An 18,321-nucleotide genomic window follows, 5' to 3' on the forward strand; every position below is an offset into this window, starting at 1 on the left:
TGGTGTCGGGACTCGTCTAGGTGTTGGGGCTGTTCGGTAGTCAGGTGATCCATGGGATGCTCCCTCAGCTCTGTGGGTGGATTACCTCCAACGCTACGGAGGGCTGAGCGAGAGTTACATGGGTGTAATTTGTTATGTGGATATGTATTCGAACTACTTTTTCTTGACTAGTAAACGTGTTCTAAACAGGTCATCGGAGGCAGGCCACCGGGCAGCACCGCCGTCGCATTGCATTTGACACATGCCAGCTCCCAGGATGAGAGTGTTGCTCAAGCACCCGGAACCGTCAGCGTGAAGGGGTGATTCTCGGGCATTCCATTGTGGGGGGACAAATGAGGATCAATGCTGCGCATCACCAACCTGTCCAAGAGCTACGGCCGCCATTGCGTGGTCAACAACGTCAATCTCCTAGTTCCGTCGACCGGAATCCACCTCATCCGGGGTGAAAACGGAACCGGCAAGACCACTCTTCTCAAGTGCCTCGCAGGACTGGAGCGGTTCACCGGAGAGGCAACCTGGCACAAAAGCGACCTTCGGGATTACGTCTCCGCAGATTTCGATGACTCAGCCGTTCATGAACGCCTGACGGGGCTGCAGAATCTCAGCGCTCTCCTGGACATCCCCCGCCGCCTGGCCCTTGCCCATCCGATCATCAGGACATTCCTCAGCCGCGATCTGCTGAATCGGAGATCGTCCACCTACTCGTTGGGGCAGCGAAAGAAGCTCAAGCTGGCAGCGGCTTTCGCAAGTGGCCGGCCATGCATTCTGCTGGACGAGCCGAACGCAGGCCTTGATGAGCCTGGGAGGCGTGCGCTTCGCCAAGCGCTCGAATCCGTTGAAGCGAGTACTTGTGTCATGGTCTTTGATCATGACTACTCCCCTTATGGAGACCTTGCCTCTTCCAGCTTCACCATCCGCCGAGGGAAAGTCCGCCTCGACCGGGAACCCGGGGCACTCGTTCGATGAACAAGTATCTGCGATCCCTGAGAACAGAACTGCGTTACCAGCTCTGGAGCAAGGCCGTGGTTTTGCCCATCGGCGGCTTGGCAGCGTCACTGGTCTTCGCCTTCGCCGGGAGCATCAGCAACGTTACGGCCACACTGTCGAGGCTGCAGACCTCGGAGGCACATGCTTCGGAAAATGGCCTGTCTTTGGGCGCCGCCATGGAAAAACCCAATAACGTCCTCATCCAAGGCGCCCAACGTATCGCGGACAATCCCCTCCGCTTTGACTACGAGGCCGCCTACTTCGCCGACCGCGCCTTCGAGGGATCTCATGCCATCGGCACAGGGTTGGAGATGATCACGTTCCTGGTCATCCCGCTGCTCTTCTTCATTTATGGATGCGGGACAGCCGTGGGCGATGTTCGCCGGCGGATTCTGAAGGATCGAATTGTTGCTCAGGGCGCTGCGGACTACGTCGCAGGGAAGGTGGCAGTAATCGCGTTGGTTTCAGTGGCTGCGGTGGTCCTAGCAGCCTTACTGAGCTGGGGTGCAGCGCCGGTACTGAGGGCGCTCTTCCTACAGGGCAATAGCCACGACTTCATCTATTCAGTCAACGACGCCGGTGCTGGCAACCCCATCGTTCAGATCGCGTTCGCCAGTGCTGTAGCCATCGGATTTGGTTTGTTAGGGCTCTTTACTGGGCTCGTGGCCAGGAGCATGCTGATCCCTTGCTTGGCCGCCGGCGCATTGCTCCTGCTGCTGCCGTTCGCCGGCCCCTATGATCCCCGCAACATCCTTACGGCTGCGGCGAAAGGCGTCTTCAACTACTGGGGCGGATTTAACCCACGTGCGCCTTTTCCAGTGTGGACTGAGCTCGGGGTCATGCTGTCCGTAGCGGCCGTGGTGCTGGTGGCTCTGGTCTCGACGGCGGTCTGGTCGCGGATGTCGAAGTTCGTTTAGCCCGGACACACCAGAGGGAGGGCAAACAAAAGCAGGGCCGGTCAATGACCGGCCCTGCTTCTTTGTTATCCGAAGACTAGATAGCCTGGATGTTTACTGCCTGGGGACCCTTGGGGCCCTGCTCGACGTCGAAGGAAACCTTCTGGTTCTCTTCGAGGGAGCGGTAGCCCGAGGAGTTGATCGCAGAGTAGTGAGCGAAAACGTCCTGGCTGCCATCTTCAGGAGAGATGAAGCCGAAGCCCTTTTCGGAGTTGAACCATTTCACGGTACCTGTAGCCATTTTTTCAGTCCTTACTGAAGGTGGAGATGCTCCCGACTTTCGGGTCTCCGGTGTGGGGTGTTCTCCACCGTTACTTCAGAAGGTCACGATCCAGAGGGACCGTGGGGACTGCCTGAACTACCAAATGCCAAACACAACAACACCGTCAAGTCTACAGAGTTCTGAGCAGATAGCTAGTGCTGGGAAATATTTATCCAGTGGATGTTTCCCGAAGTGCGGTCTGGACGGTGGAATCAGACCAGTTTGCAGGGTTCCAAACCACTTGTAGGGCAGAGTGTTCTTACAGCCGAGACTTGGAAGCAGGTGAGCATGACCAGCAGCGAATACAGGGCAGGGGAAACAACGTACGGTCCTCTCCAGCCCAAGAGCATCTGGATCAACCATGAGTTGAGGGACTTTGAGCTGATGGTCATCATTCAGGTCTCCGGCTGTGAACTCATCGCGGAACGGCTGCTTCAAGACGAATCCGTCTCGGGGACTGACGAACCTCCCTTGGAAGTCGCCAACTACATAGCCATGCAGAAGGGCTACCTGCCGCTGTTCGACCTGTCGGGGCAAGAACCTGTCTTGGCCGAGCGTGCGGAAGCGGGATTGAGGGAGTTCTTCTCGTCGGACGAATGGAATTCGCGGGACCCCCGAAAGACACGTCGTATCTGACCGCCTGCGACCTGTCCTGAAGTGGACTGCAAGCGTACAGTTCACCCCATGGGACCGACCCTGGATACGGTCATCATCGGCGCAGGCCAAGCCGGCCTCACGACGAGCTACTGGCTCACGCAATTCGGCGTCGAGCATCAGCTCCTGGAACGACGCGATTCCCTGGGCGGGGCCTTCCAGGACCGCTGGGACAGCTTTTACATGAATACCCCCAACCTTGCGCTGGACCTCCCCGGCATGCCGTACGACGGCGACGATCGGGACGCGTTCATCTCCCGCATCGCTGTCGTCAACCTCTTCAGACAGTACGCGGAGCTCATTGCCGCTCCGGTCCACACGGGCGTGGACGTGACCCGGCTCTCCCATGCGTCGGACGGCGCCTTCAACCTTGAGACATCGCTCGGAAACCTGCGGGCCAAGAACGTGGTCCTCGCGACCGGCGCGTACCAAGTCCCCAAGATCCCCGCCCTGTCCGCCATGCTCCCCGCCGGCGTGACACACCTCCACACGCATGATTACCGGAACCCTGAGCAACTGCCAGAAGGCGCCGTACTGATAGTCGGCACCGGGCAGTCAGGCGGACAAATCGCCGAGGAGCTCCACGCCGCCGGCCGCGAAGTCCACCTCTCTGTCTCAATCGTCCCCGAAGCGCCCCGCAGATACCGCGGCCAGGACCTCATCTACTGGATGCTCGAAACCGGCAAGCACGGCCCCGAGTTCGGCGTCAACGCCCTCACCCGCGAGGCGCTCCCCTCCCCCGCCGCCCGCTTCGCCCCGAACCCTTTGCTCTCGGGTACCGACGGCGGTCACGCCATCCACCTCCGCGAACTCGGCCGTCGCGGCATGCACTTGCACGGCCACCTGGAATCAATCGACGACGGCGACATCACTTTCAGCGACGACCTCCCCGACCGCCTCGCAGCCGTTGAGTCGATCTTCGCGCAACGCTCAGGAAAGGCAATTGATGCGTACATCGCGGCGGCCGGGATCGACGCGCCGGAGCAGGAACCCGTAGCTGGCGATGAATGGCTCCCATCAGGGCCGGCTCAGCTGAACCTGGCAGGCTCGAACATCACGTCCGTCATATGGGCCAGCGGGTACAAACTCGACTTCAGCTTCATCGACACACCAGTGATGGATGAGTGGGGCTATCCCATGCACTCCCGAGGCGTCATGGAGATCCCAGGGCTATACGTGGTGGGCCTGCCATGGCTGACGAGGCACTACTCAGCAATAGTCGGCGGAGTTGGACTGGACTCGGAGTACGTGGCCGGGACGGTCGCCGCAACGTGACAGTCTGACCAGTTACGCCCCGTCCCTCATCTTCTCGGCGCCCTGGCGCCGCTCAAGGATCACCCAAAGGACCGTCGTCGGGACCCCGATGATTACCAGGAGCGCCATGCCCCAGAACATGCTGATCACTTGGGTGGATTGCAGAGTCACAACGGTCACCAGGAGGACTGTGGCTGAAATGTTCAAAACGCGGAGCTTGCGTGCAGTGGTCATCTTCAGAATCGTTCCCCTTACGATGTCGTCCAAGAAGCTTAACGGCTCACGCCCATCAAAGACTTCTGATGGCTAGTGGCGGGAGCACTCGCGAGGAGTTACAGAAATTCCCGGCATACGTGGTCGTCTGCCGTGGCTGACCCCACGCTACTTAGCAATCGTCGGTGGCGTGAGGGCTGGATGCTCGCATCATTGCGTCTCAGCTGTCTGGCATCCACTAACTGCCGACAGGGACGGGAACCCAAAAGGATATAGCCCGGAACGCTATACAGCGCATGGGTTGCTGTTGGCCCAGTTTCCATAGACATCTGCCTCAAAGTAAACCAAGGTGGTGGGCACTTCTGCGTGGAGCGCTTACTTGCGGGAGAGAATACGAGCGGAATTATAGGCGCGCGCTGATTAGCAGCAACAAACTTCGGACCAGTAATTCACCCGCCGGATGAAGTCGGTGATCCAGTGTCTATGGACACTGGATCACCGACATGTACCGAGCGATCGCGTGCGGAGAAGCGTTGCACGATTCACTAATGCTCGATCAAGCCGTCCTGCTCTTTTCCGGCGTCTTGACCGCTGGAGCCGACTCAGCGATGAGGGACCGGAGGCCGTCACCGCCGAGAAATGCAAGGTCGCGGTAGCCGTAGACCAACGTCAGTTCCTTCATTAGTGCCGCCAGATGCTTGTCTGTCCCGTATTCGCCCCCCTGAGCGGCGTGTTCAAGGACAGATCTGACTAGTACTGGCAGTGCACCTGCTTCTCTGTCGAACAGTGAGTTGATGCGGTCCTCGTTACGGAATACCTCGCGCGTGTAGGCGAAGGAGTCACCAGATTCTTTCGAAAGTACGTGTTCGCACCTGCCGTCGTAGGTGAGTGAAGTCACCCACCAGAGTCGCCCGATGCCGTGTCGGACGAGTTTGCCTCGGGTGGCGTTGAGCATCAGCCAGCGGTCTTGTACGCGGGATTTCCAGGTGCGTAGCCCCGTGAGGGGCCAGCGCTTTTCCATATAGCCCCGGTACACCGTGAAGGCTAGGTAGGTCCATAGGCGTCGGTCGGAGGCGTTGGCGCGATCCAGTGCCCCTAGGAATTCGTAGACTTGCGGACCATTCTCGATGTCTCTTCCAGTGTCACCGGGGGATCCCGGTTCAAGCGGGTCAGCAATTCCGGTGTCGTAGGGAAGCTCAAGTAGATTCTCTGGCATTCTGATTAGGGCATCGGCTGCGGCCAAGAAGTCATCAGGGGATTCCGCGCCGTCTAGGGCAGCCTTGAGCTTGACCAGCGCTTCAAAGGTCAGTGCGCGTGCTGGGTTTTCCTGCATCAGTCGTCCTCCGAATCAGCGGCATTCAGTGCTTTGAGCAATGAGCCTTCCAATGGTTGTGCGAGGATTTTTTGGGCCACTTCGAATGCTGAATCGTCGAAGGAAGCTAGCTCTTCCACGAGACGTTTGATACTGACGTACCACTGCTTTCCGCTAAGGTCTTCTCCCTCATCACCCGCTTGAATGTTGGTTTTGATGAAGGTAATGGTTTCCATCAGAGCAGGCAGGACTACAAGGCTGATCTGGAGTTCGGGAATCAGGAGACCAAAACCGGTGAGGAGCTTCTCTGGGAAGGTTACTAGCACGTGCTCGTCGTCATGGAACTTGACGGTCAGGCCCTTTTTCGGGGTGGATTCCGCGACGAACAGAAAGCAGGATCCGACGGGGGGGCTTAGCGGGTCATAAAGCTTGCCTGGTTCAAATTCGAAGTAGCCGCCATCGGCGAGAATGTCGCCTGTAAGCAGGTTGAAACGCGCTTCTCCGTAGTCGTCGTGTTGGTTTTCGAGCCCGTACTGGTCGATGGGGGCCGTTGCAACAATTCTTACGTCAAGCCTGACAGTTCCGCGGATTTCTTCTTGATCGAGCCATCCGAGGAAGCCGGTGCTGTCCGCATATGTCTGTGCGAGCTGAGCATCGAGTTCACCGCTGGCGATGGTTGAGCTGCAGGTCCAGCGGAAACTATACCTGGCTAGTCCGTTATCTAGAAGTGACTGGATACCGGGATCAGTCATACGTACCTGAAATCTGATCTCGACGTCGTTGACACCAGATGCATATGTCGGATTGAAAACTTCGATGGTCGAGGTTACATCGTCTGAAGCGTCGAGGACGGGGTGCGGGTACGACCCACGGGTTTTGGTGGTACTCATTTGATCCCCAAACGGTAGCGGTGAGCGGATGCGAGCGTGAGCCGGATTCGAGATGTCACGCCGGCGTGGAGCTGAAGATTCGAGAGGACATTTCCCTTGTGACTAAGGGGTGTAGGTTCGCCATTGGTGACCATGACGCCCTTGGCTATGGGCAAATTGTAGTCATCCTCCATACTGCCCCCTGGCCCCAATGCGACGAGCTCAAGATCACCAGCAATGTCCTCATGCGCAGTGAGGGCCAAGTAAAGATTGCCGGTTGAAGCGTCGGACCAGCTGCGGAAACGAACGTCCCCCCTGGTGATACGCGCTGTGCCCTTGCCTTCTTGCCCTGTACCGGGGATCTTTCCGCCTTTCTTCTCGCGCTTATTGGGTCCCCCACTTTTCTTTCCAGTGTCTGCGGGTGAGTCTCCGTCACTCCCGGCCTCTGTTCGAACTCCCACCTTGACGGTCTTTCGTCCACCTACCGGTACGGCACGCGGGACTTCCTCGGCTCCGTGTACAGTGCTGGATTCCTCGTCGGTTCCTTGCCCTGAAGTAGGCGTCCTTGAGCTTCCTGTTGCCCCTGCGGGGTCATGAGAGACCTGCGCCGGCAGGAAACGTGAGAGCCCCTTTATTTCGACTTGGTCACCGATTTGCTGCTTAACCCGACTCCGCAGGCCCTCGCGGACAAATTTCTTGAGCTCGTCGAGTTGCACCTTTCCACCTAGGGCCCGTTCGGGGTCCCACCGGTGGTGCTGTGGCGGTTCCAAGGTTCGCAAAAGCGTATTGCCTTTGTCGTCAGAGCATTCGAGCACTGCTGCGTATTTCACGGGGATCGAGTTGTGGCGGAAGGTGTCGATTTTCATGAGAGGTGCGCGCACGGTAATGGTGTGCAGTGTTTTATCCAGCGATTCATCTACGTTGATGTGCAAGGACATTTTGCCAAATCGCGGGCTGACAGTGGTGATTGGGTCCGGGTCATTAATGGCCCGATAGAAGGCGGCCGACTCAGAGTCCTCGACCACATGGCCGGCAAGAGTAGTTGCATCGAGCTGCCATATGCCGGATCCAGTGATCCCCTTGACCACGAGTATGCCGCGGTGAATTGCCAAGAGGAAGTTTCTCATGAAGGCGACCTTGATGTGCTGCAGATCAGGATCAAGTCCAGCTTTGCGGTAACCGATGACGTAGGTATCCGTACCAGTCACCGTACGGGCTTCAAATGGACCCAAGGGATCGGGATTGCGTTGATAACGAAAGTCTTCGGTGTAATCAAGATCCGTGAAAAACCCGTCGCCTACACGCCAGGCCCCGTCGGTATCGCGGTGTGTGGCCAAGCTGCTGTACCCGGCGAAGATGACATCAGGGCTGTTCAGAGGCAAGGAGGTGTAAAAAACGGTGCTCATGTTAGATGCCATCGGTCCAACTGCGGAGCCAATGCCGAAGGATCCACCGCGGGCTCCGTCATCCGCCGAGATGCCGGCGCCCCTGGTCAGCGCACTGAGTGGCGTGTTGGGATTGTCGACCGACTCCGAGCCGGCCAATCCCTTTGTTCCATAGTCACTGATCCTCAAAACCGGCACAGTCTCCTGATTGGCAGTAGCGTGTGCCAACTCCATGCTTTTGTGACCCTGAGAGCCTCGTGTGTGCTTTTCAACCTGTTCTAGATGGCTTCGAAGTCCTGCGATGCCAGGAATGGCATGCGTGGCCATGTCGGCCAGTTCGAAAACCATGGTCACCGGCTCTTGGCCTGCCCGGGCGTCAATGGAGTTCTGGCCCGTCTCCCGGACCAAGGATGACTCGGCTAGGGAACCTTCGAAGAACTGTTCGGCGGGGGAAATGGCCCCTTGGGAGGCTCCTCTAAGAGCCTTCTCGAAGTAGAACCCGAATTGTGGTGTTTTCATTTGAATGTCACCTTTCTGCTGGAAGCGGCGGCTGGGTCAAATAGTGCTCGAACCTCTTTGAGTTCCGTCTCAATCGGGCGAAAAAGTGCGTCCACTTCTTCGGGCGTGTAGTCATAGTTTTTTCGGTTCGCGAGATTTCCCAATAGGGAAATCTCGCGAATCAGCCGGTCACCTCGCGTTTCTGCTAGGCGCCGGAACCGTTCATTCCGCGATTCGTCAGGCATGACTCCCTCGACTCTCATGGATACTTAGCGTCTATATGTTGACTATATATCATAAATGTAGGCGATGGCAATGTCTTGGCATGCCGCCATCACCCACAAGAGGAAAGACGGTGCTGAGAGGGCGGGCTGCCGAGACAGTGGCGATCTCGCCGGGGGCTGTAGAGGCGGAGCCCGAGGACTGACCATGTTCAAGTAGTCCGGCAGCGCGACTAAGGGGCAGCCCAAGCTTGCATTAGAGCAAGGCCCGGTGATGCCGACGGGATGATCAGTGAAGAACCGGCTGCAAGGGGCTATGCCGGTCACGTTTCTTGGCCATTAGTACAAAGTCACTAACACTCATAAGCCACTGCTGCTGATTCGGTTTGTACGGCCGATGCAGGGGACTGGGAATGACCAGCTGGATGTTATGGTCCTTCATTTCATCAGTTTGAGCCGGGCTGATGGGGCTCTCCAGAGTCAGAAGGTGTTTTTCTTCAATCCGTTTTGCCTCACTGAGTACCTGCCGCCAACGGTCCTTGCATGTGGTTTTGACTCCGAGCATGGTCACGTCGAGGTGTGGAAAACCAAGGTCCCTGTATTCGCTGATACCGGGAAAAATGAAGTCGGGACGGGCCCTGTTCTCCGTCACGGGGTTGAAAGTGTGACGCACGCCTAACGCCTTAAACAGTGCGATGAGGTGGTTCTCCAATCCCTTCCCAGCACGGCTTTTCCGCCGGTTATGCAAGGAGAGCGACACCTCTATGAACCTGTCCATGTCCACGTGCCCGTCCCTGTAGAGGGCATTCAAAACGTCAGTAGCAAGATGGCGTTCCAAGGTTCTGAAGAGTATTTCTTCGTGTTCCAGCCACGCCATGAGGACTCTGTCAGGATCATCGGCTGGATAGAGGTCAGGAAGGGTGGAGCGGGCGAAAGCGCTGAATTCCGCCGAGGTGGGAAACCGGGGACCGAATTGGGCGAGGATTCTGCCGAGCCAGTCGTCGTTGCGGGGCTCTATGGCGATGCCGAGCATGTCTAGCAGGTACATGGCGGTCAGTCCCAGACTGTCGTGCCCGGTTTCCAGCGCTGAACGGACCGAAAAGCCATGATGCTCCAATACGTCTGTGCCGAAGAGCCAGTCCAGTTGGGCAGCGATGCTGGACCCCGAGGGAGCGACGATAAAGAGCGCCCCGCCGGCCTTCTGTTTGGCAATGAACACGATGTCTCCGGGTTGCGCCATCTTCATAGCGTCCACAGACGCGGGGTAGTACAGGCGGTATTCGGAGCGATTGGGGATGTTGACACGGGCATCGTAGAACGTCAGGGTGCCGGCTTCCTCCAGAGGCTCACCGATGTCATCGGATACCAGCAGGAAGCGCGTCGGGATAACCATCTTCTCGGTGGGTCGCCCGAACAGGCCCTGGAGGGCTTTGACGCCGTCGAGTTCATGCTGGTTGGAACTCCGGCCAACTGTTTCCACCGTGCTGAGAATTTTGGCAGCCACGCCATCGAAGTGATCGGCCAGATCACCGAAATCCATATCTCCCCCAAAGTTTTCAAAAACCAGGTGTGTGCCTGCCGGAATGACCGTATCGTGGCACCGTTTCAGCGGGGTGCCACGACACGGCCCTAAATACGCTGGCAGATCATGCCGAAAGGGACTCCACAGCGTCCGGCTGGTTCATGATTTTGAGAACGTGCGGAGTCATAATCCGGGCGATCTCGCTCATCACCGGTGTGACGACGCTGTTGCCGAATTGTTTGTACGCCTGGGTGTCGCTCACGGGGATCCGGAAAGTGTCTTCATATCCCATCAGGCGCGCGCACTCGCGGGGTGTGAGCCTGCGTGGTCGACGCCCATCCTGTGCGACGAGGATCTCCGAGCCGTCCTTGTAGTAGCGAGCGGACAAAGTCCGTGAAGTTCCCGTCGGATGGACGAGTCCGAAGCCGAAGCCGTTCCCGGCAGCCTTGTGCTTGGCGGCGTAAGCCTGCAGATAGGCCCACAGCTTTGGTGTAAGAGTGAACTTTGGCTGCACTTCGGCGTTGTCGTGGTCAAAGAAGCGGTCACCGTCCCATTCGAGGACAGGTTCGGTGCCGTCAGTTTTGTGCAGGATCGTGTGAAGTTTCGGCCCGATCGGCGGGACTTCCAGATCCTCCCAGCTGAAGTCGGTGGGTTCCCGGAAGCCAACGATGATGATCCGCTCCCGGTGCTGGGGGGTAAAATTGATTGCATCTATGACTTTGACATGGACCTCGTAGCCGAGTTCCTCCTGCAGGGTCTCCATGATCACAGCGAACGTCCGCCCTTTGTCGTGGGACCGAAGGTTCTTGACGTTTTCGAGCATGAACGCTGCCGGCCGCTTCTCATTGATGATCCGGGCCACGTCAAAGAACAATGTGCCTTGGGTGGCGTCCTCGAAGCCGTGCAGACGTCCGAGGGAGTTTTTTTTGCTGACGCCGGCGATAGAGAACGGCTGGCAGGGGAACCCGCCCAACAGAATGTCATGATCCGGGACTTCCTCGGCGGGGAAGGGCTGGATGTCCCCGACAAAGGTGTGAGAGTCTTCCTGATCATCCGGGAAGTTGGTCAGATAAGTCTTTTCGGCGTACTTGTTCCACTCGCTTGTGAAGACGCAACGACCGCCGTGAGCCTCGAAGCCCTTCCGGATGCCGCCGATACCGGCAAAGAGGTCAATGAACTTAAAGTCATCCGCACCCGCTGATGTTCGAAGTCCTAGCAGCTCCTTTAGGGCAGGGGCGAGCATAGTCGGGCATGCCGTTTCCCCGCTTTCCCAGCGCGCAACGGTCCTATCGGAGATGTTGAGCTGATCCGCGAGCTGTCGTTGTGTGTACCGGGCGCGTGCTTGGCTGAGGAGGGTGTTTACGTTGTCCATCATGTCCTATCTGGGTTGTTCACCTGACATTCTGTCGTATTCCTGACCCAGAAGAGGGTTGCCGCGCCGTAGACCACCAACTCCTACGGTGTCCACCAGCGGCGAAGGAACGCCGTGTTACAGCATGGCAGGGAGCACTGACAGTCTTGCTTGAGTAGGCTCATGCCCTGTTGTGTCACCCGTTCGATCGCGAGACACCGTCGCTGTGCTAGCGAAATTCAGTCCTATGACCGGCGCGGGCTGAGGATATCAACCGTTTCGAACGTGTCGTAAAGGGTGGGCAGCTTCGCATGCGTAACCCGGAACTGGTGCCTATGGTGTTTGTCCCAGCTTCCATCGTCGAGTTCTTCGATGTGGGAGCCTGGATCGTAGAATACGTGTCCGCGAGCAATTGCCGAGATAAACAGGTTGAAGCTGGTTCCCTCCCCTATCTTGACTCGGCGTCCAAACGCGAATTCAAGCTCTGGTTCAGAACGATCGATGGCAGGTACATACACCGCTCGACGGTGTTTACGTTTCCAGTGCTCGATGAGTTTCTCGAAGGTCCAGCCCGCAGCCAACTCCTCCGTCCGGTCGTCCCACAAGCCGATCATGCCGTTCCCTGTAATCGTCTGGCTACCCGGGTCGTAGCCCTCGACCCGAAGCGTGAGTTGGGTTGATCCGTTTCGTTTGAGGGACCGGTGACGTCCGTTGAAGTCGATCCGCTGTCGCGTTCGGACCGTGCCCCATCGCCTCACGAGCTCCTCGGGGCTGTGCTCTGCATACGCACCCACATCGGGCGACGGGGTAAGGAGTGTCACCGGGCTTTTGGGCTTCCGTTCCCAATCGGGAACCTTGAACTTCTTTACCTCCCAGCCAGCGAAATCCGGATCAGGTTTGGCGTTTCGGTTGACGCCTAATAGGGCTTCGAGGGTCATGCCGCCGCAGGTGTTTCCCCGGCAGGACTTGATCTGACCATCCTTCTCTAGAGCGATCGATGGAGTCCAGTTAAGGTGATGGATACGGGTCAGTTCTCCGAACAACAATTCACGGCTAGTCGTCCCAACGGGAGTAGTGCCTAGGACATACGGGATGAATAGAGGATTTCCCTTCACATTGACAGCGCGAAGTTCAGCTGCGGCCGGGCTGTGCCGCGACAGGATCAGTGCGAAGACTCTGTTGGCATGTCCCACGCCAAATACGAGAATTCGACCCGGTTCCCGGCCCCTCTTGCGTTCGCTGAAAAGAATCGAGGGCCGGCCGGGTAGTCGACCGAGGATCCCTGAGAGGCGAACCTCTGGATACTGGGGGTAGAAGATGACCTGGGCGCCGGACGCGGGGGTGATTCCCTCCGGAGATACCCAGTTCCAATCCACTTGAGAACGGTAGATCAATTCAGTTACCCGGCTTCGTTGGCTCCGTGATTCTCGCTCGAGGCGACCGCTCTGTAGGGGCAACATAGAAAAAGTGGTGATGTCGCCTTGGGCATAGATCTGGTTCTTCGAGTTATCGTTTGGCGCTAGAAACTTCAGGAAGACTTCGCTGCACCCTTGATCACGTAACAACGCAGACATACTGCCTAGATCGATCGTGTCCTGCCACAACGGTTCATCCATCTGGCCCACATTAGATGTTTGTACTGAGTCTTGTCACAGGAGTGCCCAATAAATTGCTAGGAGTGTAGTTAGATGGACGGCCTAGAGTGGCCAGACTTAGCGGAAGATGACAGGCCGCGGGATCGGCGCCTAAGTTCAACCCGGCACTTCGTTGGAGGGGCAGCGGCCGGATGACGGAAGGGGTGGTTCAGGGTCAGTTGGTTCGCAACAGAACATCCAACGTCAGCTGGAGCATGGAGGCGGACAGGATCCTCACGGAGAAGACCTCGGGCGAGGACCTTGGAGCTCCGGCCACCCGGTGAGCTGGCGCATTCTTCGGGAGCGACACAATATTAATATTGCTCGCAGATTGACTAAGATTCGCGCTGATCCGAAGCATCACTTGGACGCCGTGGCGTCGTTGCGAGAACTGAAGAGAATTCAGCACATATTCAACTGTGGCAGCAGTTGGGGGAGGCACACACCGCCGCGGCCCCAGGACTTCGCCCACTAGTCAGCAGCACTGGAAGAGCGCCACTGACCCGGAAGGGGCTTGTCGCTCTGGATGATAGTTGGCCCCGACCGGGAATCGTAACCAAGATTGAGCGTCGGTTGTCGTCTCGTAATCAAAGCCCTAAACTGCGTGCTCAAGCCCCGAAAGGTTCCCCTTCAAAGGTTAGTTTAGAACTTGCACACTTTCTGAAGCCGATCTATTGCCGCTTCTCCCCGGTCCACAGCGGTTTCGTTTGCAATGTTGCCAGCAGCGTTGTCCTTCACTCGCTCCGCCATAGCCTTCACATCGTCCTTCAGGGTTTCAGACGCGTTACCGGCAAGCTTTTCCACCTTGCCGGCAAATTCCTCGTAAACCTTGTCCCTTTCGGCAGGATCGCTAGGGAGCGGCGACGGGTACGTTGCTGCGATGGCACCTAGTTCCACACATGTTTCACTGGTAGTCAAAGGTGCCGCGCACCCTGACACGGCTACTACTAGTAGTCCAGTTATTGAAAGTAAACTTATTGTGCTGGTCTTGCTCATGAGAGTCCCCTGATACTGCTGCGCGAATGACATCTTAGAGTACATGCCCCACAGGCCGTTTAACGCCAACGGACATGAGACATCCTTTGCATTCTGATGGCAAGGGGCCCTAGAGTCATTTTCGCTCTAGCAGCGCCAAAGCGGGCGCGTTTTGCGTCTGTATCCACCACAAGCAAGCAGCCTTCAACGCCACCCGGTACCTACAGGGTAGCTTCTACGGAGAATTGCCAATTATTGATGCGCGCCTGCGGAATCTTAGAAAATGTTCGGACCACGCAGGTCGTATCTCAATTGTCGTTCCACTTCGTGGCGAATAAGGCAGGTTTGCGAAACCGATATGGCTACGGACGAGAAGTCGTCGCGCTTGTGACCGGCTCGGTCGAGCGCCCGCCAAAGCACAGCGCAACGCCTAGCGTCGATCATCCCCGCGTGCCCTTGTTCGCTGAACCAAAAACACCGCCCCCAGCACCAACACCGCACCCACCAACTGCCACCCCGACAACGACTCCCCCAAGAACACGAACCCCAGCACCGTCGCCACCAGCGGGCTCAGGAATCCCAGGAACGACACCATCATCGTCGGCAGCCGCTGAATTCCCCGGAACCACACCGCGTAGGCAGCCAACGCACCAATCACGCTCAGGTAAGCAAACCCCGCCAGATTAAGCCCAGTAACCGCCCCCGGCAACCCTTCCACAACCAGCGTCACGGGCAGCAGCATCACCCCGCCCATCGCCAACTGCAGGCCGGTAAACCCAAGCAGCCCTACGCCGTCGGGCCTTCCCCACCGCTTGGTCAGAACTATGCCGGCCGCCATGCTCAGCGCCGCCGCCATCCCGGCGAGCACACCCACAAGAGTCAGCGTCGCGTCGGATCGAAGCACGAGCAAGCCGACACCCGCGGCTCCCACCCCGCAGGCAATGATGTGCGCCTTGCGGATCCTCTCCCCCAGCAACAGCACGCCGAGGAAGAGCACGAACAAGGGCTGGATGGACATGACCAGCGCGGCGAGCCCACCCGGCAGTTGATACGCGGTGAAAAACAGCAGGAAGAAGAACAGCCCGATATTCAGCGCGCCCAGCGCCGCCGCTTTGAACCACCAACTCCCTCGCGGCCACGTCCGAGTGACCACCATGAGTACGATCCCCGCTGGAAGAGCTCGGACGGTTGCGGCCAGGAGCGGCCGGTCGGCGGGGAGGAACTCCGTGGTCACCAGGTAGGTGGAACCCCAAACCATCGGGGCGAGGGCGGTGATAAAGAGGTCGCGAGGGGACGCTTTGGACGCGCCAACTCCCGCCTTGCTGGCAACCGCAACAGATGAACTCATCTCTCACTTCCATACATTTCGATGTCAAACTATTAGATATAAGACAATGTAGGTGCTGTATTATTCGAGGTCAAGCATGGGAGGACGATGGACCGCGACGCAGTGGACATGATTCTTGAGCAGTGGAACACGGAGCGACCCGACGTCGACGTCAGCTCCATGGGCGTTCTGGGCCGGCTCAACAGGGCGAGTCGCCTCGCCTCACTCGAGGTGCAGAAGTTCATGAACCAGTTCGGGCTGGAGCCCTGGGAGTTCGACGTCCTGGCCACGCTCCGCCGGTCGGCTGCCGAGGCGCCGCTGACCCCGGGCCGACTCGCCAGCCTCACCATGATCGGTTCGGCGGCCATGACCAACCGCGTTGATCGGCTGGTATCGCGCGGCCTGGTTCATCGCGAGACCAACCCCGAGAACCGCCGGCAACTCCTCATCAGCCTCACACCCGAGGGACTCGCCCTGGTGGACGACGTGGTGGAGCACCACGTCGAGAACCAACAGAAGATGCTCGAGGGCCTCTCCAAGGCTGAGCAGACACAACTGGCAAGCCTGCTGCGCAAATTCCTGCTAGCAAACCACGACGGCGAACCCTCCTAAGCGGGTAGCGTCACCCGTGCGAGGATGAGCTGGTGGACACTTCCTCTGAGCAGCTGGCGATCGCGATCGGAAGAGCGCTGGGTGGCGGACAGGCAGGCGCCTACACCGGCACCTCGTATTTCCAAAGCGGCAACCATCAGATGAGTTATGCCATCTCGGCGCACCCCAGGGCCTTCATGTGGACCGCCAAGGAACTGCCGGACGGGCGCACCCGAACCTTCCACCCCCGAAGACTGATCATCCAGACCGACGGCGTCGATGATCCTTACGGCCTCTCCATTGAACGCATCCCGTTTTCGTTTCCTGAAGCTGTCCAGCTTTCATTCCCGCTCTCCCTGCCCATTTGGGGTCGGCAGCTGGACGACTACAACCCTGTCGCTTGTGAAGTGAACGGTTCGGACACGACACTCCTGCTGAGGCACCGGGTAGACCGGACAATCTTCGGGTCCTTCACCTTCGAAAGTGAAACCGGCATCGCGAAAACCCTGTTCACACCAACGACTGCACTGAAACTGGAGCGTGACCTCCCTCCTGAGAACGGAGAGCACGACTTCGGCTTCGTGGCCGGCTTCGGTGACCCCGATCTGCAGAATCGCCTTCGCCCCGACGAAAACACCCATTAACAAAGTGATGGCCCGCGGACACCAATCCACGGGCCATCTGGGTCACTCAACCTCGTTGGGCTCCTGCCGGGATGCCGTACGCTTGCTCCGCCGCAACACATAAACGCCGTAGCAGCCGAACCCCAGCATGAGTACAGCAGCACCGGCACGCCACCATGCGAAAGGTTGCCAAACCGCGAAATTGACGGCCATGACGAAGAACATCACTACTTGCAGTGGATGCGGAACCCTTTTCATCGCTTGCTCCTCCAGATAAGGCGCCCGCCCCTGGTGAGTTCTCGAAACACTATGAGGGCCGCGACAACGCTGAGCAGAGGCGTCAATACGAAACTCATCGGATATCCCCTCAGAAGCAACGCCACGGTCGTCGCCGTGACGCAACATACGCTGAGTCTGGCCATACGCGCCTCGCCGACGCGAAATGGCACCCAGCGCCATTCTCTGAAGGACACTGCTGCAGCCAGGATGCACGCCATCAACGCCGCGCCCACGAGGAAGATCATCGGCTCAGGCAACAGCCCCACGCACGTTATGCCCGCCCCCAAGATCAACGACAAGTACAACGAGTACCGCTTGGTCACCACCGAGCTTGCCGGCATACAGCCTCCCCTCACCCAAATTGCCGAGACACAAGCAGCGTGCGCCCGCAAAACACCATCTAGGTGGCGGAAACCGCGAAACTAGGTGCTGTTTCAGCCAAATTAGGTGCCGAAAGGCCCCAAAATGAGTGGCCGCCAAGAGCGCCTAGGTGTCGCTCACTCCAACAAGAACTTGTCATTTCGGAAATTTCCGACATATCATCAACCCGTGCCCATCGACGTCTTCGGAGCCCTCGCGAACCCTTCGCGCCGCACCATCCTCGACAACCTCCTCAACGGTCCCCTTCCGGCCGGAGAGCTGACGGGACGTTTGGAACTGAGCCGCTCATCGGCGTCGGAACATCTGACCGTCCTCAAAGAGGCAGGGCTGATCCGTGAGGAACGGAAAGGCCGGCAGCGGATTTACCACCTCGAAGCCCGAGGCCTCCAAGAGGTCAATGGGTGGCTGAAGAACTACGAACAATATTGGAACCAGCGCCTCGATGCCCTGGCCGATCTACTGGATGAGGAAAACACGCATGACTGAGAACGCAATCCGCCTGGAACGCACCTTCCCGCACCCCAAGGACGCAGTGTGGGCGGCCCTGACCACGCCCGAACTCCTCGCGCGATGGTGGGCAGCGGGCGACATCGCACCCGTTGTGGGCCACCGCTTCACCATGGATATGGATCGCTGGGGCCAGCAGCAATGCGAAGTCATCAGCGTCGAGCCCGGAACTTCCATCACGTTCCTCTTCGCCGAGGGCAGCCTGGACACCACCATCACCTGGACTCTTGAAACGGTCGACGGCGGGACCACACTTCACTTCGAACACGCCGGCTTCAACCTGGACTCACCCATGGGACGCCAGGCCATCGAAGGCATGGGCAACGGATGGCCCGGCCTCCTCAACCGCATCGATCACGTCCTGGCAAGCGTCAGCTAACGCCCCGCCGTAAGCACGCCCCGCCCGCACTTACCCCTAACAAAAGCCACCCAGCAGGACTATGCTCCGTTGCATCGCGTGATGACGATGTTGCTAATGGGGGTAACAGTGATGTTCCGATCAAAGTCGACCAAGAATTCC

Annotated in this window: 21 protein-coding genes; 9 read left to right on the forward strand and 12 right to left on the reverse strand. The window is 58.3% G+C overall.

Going from position 1 to position 18,321, the window contains the following annotated elements; all coding sequences use genetic code 11:
- Positions 1-342: 342 nt before the first annotated feature.
- Both AC6JA3_RS15610 and AC6JA3_RS15615 read left to right on the forward strand, forming a co-directional pair.
- Positions 343-966: an ABC transporter ATP-binding protein gene (locus tag AC6JA3_RS15610; protein ID WP_497920265.1), complete on the forward strand. Its 624-nt coding sequence runs from the start codon at positions 343-345 to the stop codon at positions 964-966.
- Entirely contained in the window at positions 963-1,904 is a 942-nt protein-coding gene (locus AC6JA3_RS15615) for a hypothetical protein (protein ID WP_497920266.1), read from the forward strand. Before AC6JA3_RS15610 ends, AC6JA3_RS15615 begins: the two co-directional genes overlap by 4 nt.
- A 76-nt stretch (positions 1,905-1,980) precedes the next feature.
- Here AC6JA3_RS15615 and cspE read toward each other — a convergent pair whose 3' ends face one another.
- The gene (cspE, locus tag AC6JA3_RS15620; protein ID WP_011773907.1) at positions 1,981-2,184 is read right to left on the reverse strand and encodes a transcription antiterminator/RNA stability regulator CspE; all 204 of its coding nucleotides are present in this window, start codon (positions 2,182-2,184) and stop codon (positions 1,981-1,983) included.
- A 309-nt stretch (positions 2,185-2,493) separates the two neighbouring features.
- Here cspE and AC6JA3_RS15625 point away from each other — a divergent pair, with 309 nt between their 5' ends.
- Both AC6JA3_RS15625 and AC6JA3_RS15630 read left to right on the forward strand, forming a co-directional pair.
- Positions 2,494-2,841: a hypothetical protein gene (locus AC6JA3_RS15625; protein ID WP_497920268.1), complete on the forward strand. Its 348-nt coding sequence runs from the start codon at positions 2,494-2,496 to the stop codon at positions 2,839-2,841.
- 48 nt (positions 2,842-2,889) lie between these two features.
- Positions 2,890-4,134, forward strand: a complete 1,245-nt coding sequence (locus tag AC6JA3_RS15630; RefSeq protein WP_497920269.1) for a flavin-containing monooxygenase — start codon at positions 2,890-2,892, stop codon at positions 4,132-4,134.
- A gap of 12 nt (positions 4,135-4,146) precedes the next feature.
- On the opposite strand, the gene AC6JA3_RS15635 is transcribed toward AC6JA3_RS15630, so the two are convergent.
- From AC6JA3_RS15635 to AC6JA3_RS15680, 10 genes are all read right to left on the reverse strand, one after another.
- Positions 4,147-4,347 carry a hypothetical protein gene (locus tag AC6JA3_RS15635; protein ID WP_497920270.1) on the reverse strand — a complete coding sequence of 67 codons (201 nt, stop codon included), beginning with the start codon at positions 4,345-4,347 and terminating at the stop codon, positions 4,147-4,149.
- A 535-nt stretch (positions 4,348-4,882) separates the two neighbouring features.
- The gene (locus AC6JA3_RS15640; protein WP_497920271.1) at positions 4,883-5,659 is read right to left on the reverse strand and encodes a DUF6339 family protein; all 777 of its coding nucleotides are present in this window, start codon (positions 5,657-5,659) and stop codon (positions 4,883-4,885) included.
- Complete coding sequence (locus AC6JA3_RS15645; RefSeq protein ID WP_497920272.1) at positions 5,659-6,528, reverse strand: hypothetical protein; 870 nt, start codon at positions 6,526-6,528, stop codon at positions 5,659-5,661. The genes AC6JA3_RS15640 and AC6JA3_RS15645 overlap by 1 nt, the downstream gene beginning before the upstream one ends.
- Entirely contained in the window at positions 6,525-8,240 is a 1,716-nt protein-coding gene (locus tag AC6JA3_RS15650) for a hypothetical protein (protein ID WP_497920273.1), read from the reverse strand. The genes AC6JA3_RS15645 and AC6JA3_RS15650 overlap by 4 nt, the downstream gene beginning before the upstream one ends.
- 167 nt (positions 8,241-8,407) lie before the next feature.
- Positions 8,408-8,635 (reverse strand): hypothetical protein, encoded by a 228-nt coding sequence (locus tag AC6JA3_RS15655; protein ID WP_497920274.1) that lies wholly within the window; start codon positions 8,633-8,635, stop codon positions 8,408-8,410.
- Positions 8,636-8,900: 265 nt separating this feature from the next.
- The gene (locus tag AC6JA3_RS15660; protein ID WP_497920275.1) at positions 8,901-10,151 is read right to left on the reverse strand and encodes a type II restriction endonuclease; all 1,251 of its coding nucleotides are present in this window, start codon (positions 10,149-10,151) and stop codon (positions 8,901-8,903) included.
- A gap of 106 nt (positions 10,152-10,257) precedes the next feature.
- Positions 10,258-11,508 carry a DNA (cytosine-5-)-methyltransferase gene (gene dcm / locus AC6JA3_RS15665; RefSeq protein ID WP_497920276.1) on the reverse strand — a complete coding sequence of 417 codons (1,251 nt, stop codon included), beginning with the start codon at positions 11,506-11,508 and terminating at the stop codon, positions 10,258-10,260.
- Between the two features lie 221 nt (positions 11,509-11,729).
- The gene (locus AC6JA3_RS15670) at positions 11,730-13,100 is read right to left on the reverse strand and encodes an MvaI/BcnI family restriction endonuclease (protein WP_497920277.1); all 1,371 of its coding nucleotides are present in this window, start codon (positions 13,098-13,100) and stop codon (positions 11,730-11,732) included.
- Positions 13,101-13,760: 660 nt separating this feature from the next.
- Positions 13,761-14,114 carry a DUF8711 family protein gene (locus AC6JA3_RS15675; protein ID WP_497920278.1) on the reverse strand — a complete coding sequence of 118 codons (354 nt, stop codon included), beginning with the start codon at positions 14,112-14,114 and terminating at the stop codon, positions 13,761-13,763.
- 409 nt (positions 14,115-14,523) lie between these two features.
- Positions 14,524-15,441, reverse strand: a complete 918-nt coding sequence (locus AC6JA3_RS15680) for an EamA family transporter (protein WP_497920279.1) — start codon at positions 15,439-15,441, stop codon at positions 14,524-14,526.
- An 87-nt stretch (positions 15,442-15,528) separates the two neighbouring features.
- Here AC6JA3_RS15680 and AC6JA3_RS15685 point away from each other — a divergent pair, with 87 nt between their 5' ends.
- Complete coding sequence (locus AC6JA3_RS15685; RefSeq protein ID WP_497920280.1) at positions 15,529-16,032, forward strand: MarR family winged helix-turn-helix transcriptional regulator; 504 nt, start codon at positions 15,529-15,531, stop codon at positions 16,030-16,032.
- A gap of 32 nt (positions 16,033-16,064) precedes the next feature.
- Positions 16,065-16,655 carry a hypothetical protein gene (locus AC6JA3_RS15690; RefSeq protein WP_497920281.1) on the forward strand — a complete coding sequence of 197 codons (591 nt, stop codon included), beginning with the start codon at positions 16,065-16,067 and terminating at the stop codon, positions 16,653-16,655.
- Between the two features lie 42 nt (positions 16,656-16,697).
- On the opposite strand, the gene AC6JA3_RS15695 is transcribed toward AC6JA3_RS15690, so the two are convergent.
- Positions 16,698-16,892 (reverse strand): hypothetical protein, encoded by a 195-nt coding sequence (locus AC6JA3_RS15695; RefSeq protein ID WP_497920282.1) that lies wholly within the window; start codon positions 16,890-16,892, stop codon positions 16,698-16,700.
- A gap of 135 nt (positions 16,893-17,027) precedes the next feature.
- Here AC6JA3_RS15695 and AC6JA3_RS15700 point away from each other — a divergent pair, with 135 nt between their 5' ends.
- The 3 genes from AC6JA3_RS15700 to AC6JA3_RS15710 all read left to right on the forward strand — a co-directional run bounded on the left by AC6JA3_RS15700 (position 17,028) and on the right by AC6JA3_RS15710 (position 18,180).
- Positions 17,028-17,339: a hypothetical protein gene (locus tag AC6JA3_RS15700; RefSeq protein ID WP_497920283.1), complete on the forward strand. Its 312-nt coding sequence runs from the start codon at positions 17,028-17,030 to the stop codon at positions 17,337-17,339.
- Positions 17,340-17,462: 123 nt separating this feature from the next.
- A complete protein-coding gene (locus tag AC6JA3_RS15705; protein ID WP_497920284.1) occupies positions 17,463-17,780 on the forward strand; it encodes an ArsR/SmtB family transcription factor in 318 nt (105 codons plus the stop codon).
- Positions 17,773-18,180, forward strand: coding sequence for an SRPBCC family protein (locus AC6JA3_RS15710; RefSeq protein WP_347781711.1), 408 nt, complete (start codon positions 17,773-17,775; stop codon positions 18,178-18,180). Before AC6JA3_RS15705 ends, AC6JA3_RS15710 begins: the two co-directional genes overlap by 8 nt.
- Positions 18,181-18,321: the final 141 nt, after the last annotated feature.

This window comes from Arthrobacter sp. TmtSoilC79 (assembly GCF_059739405.1).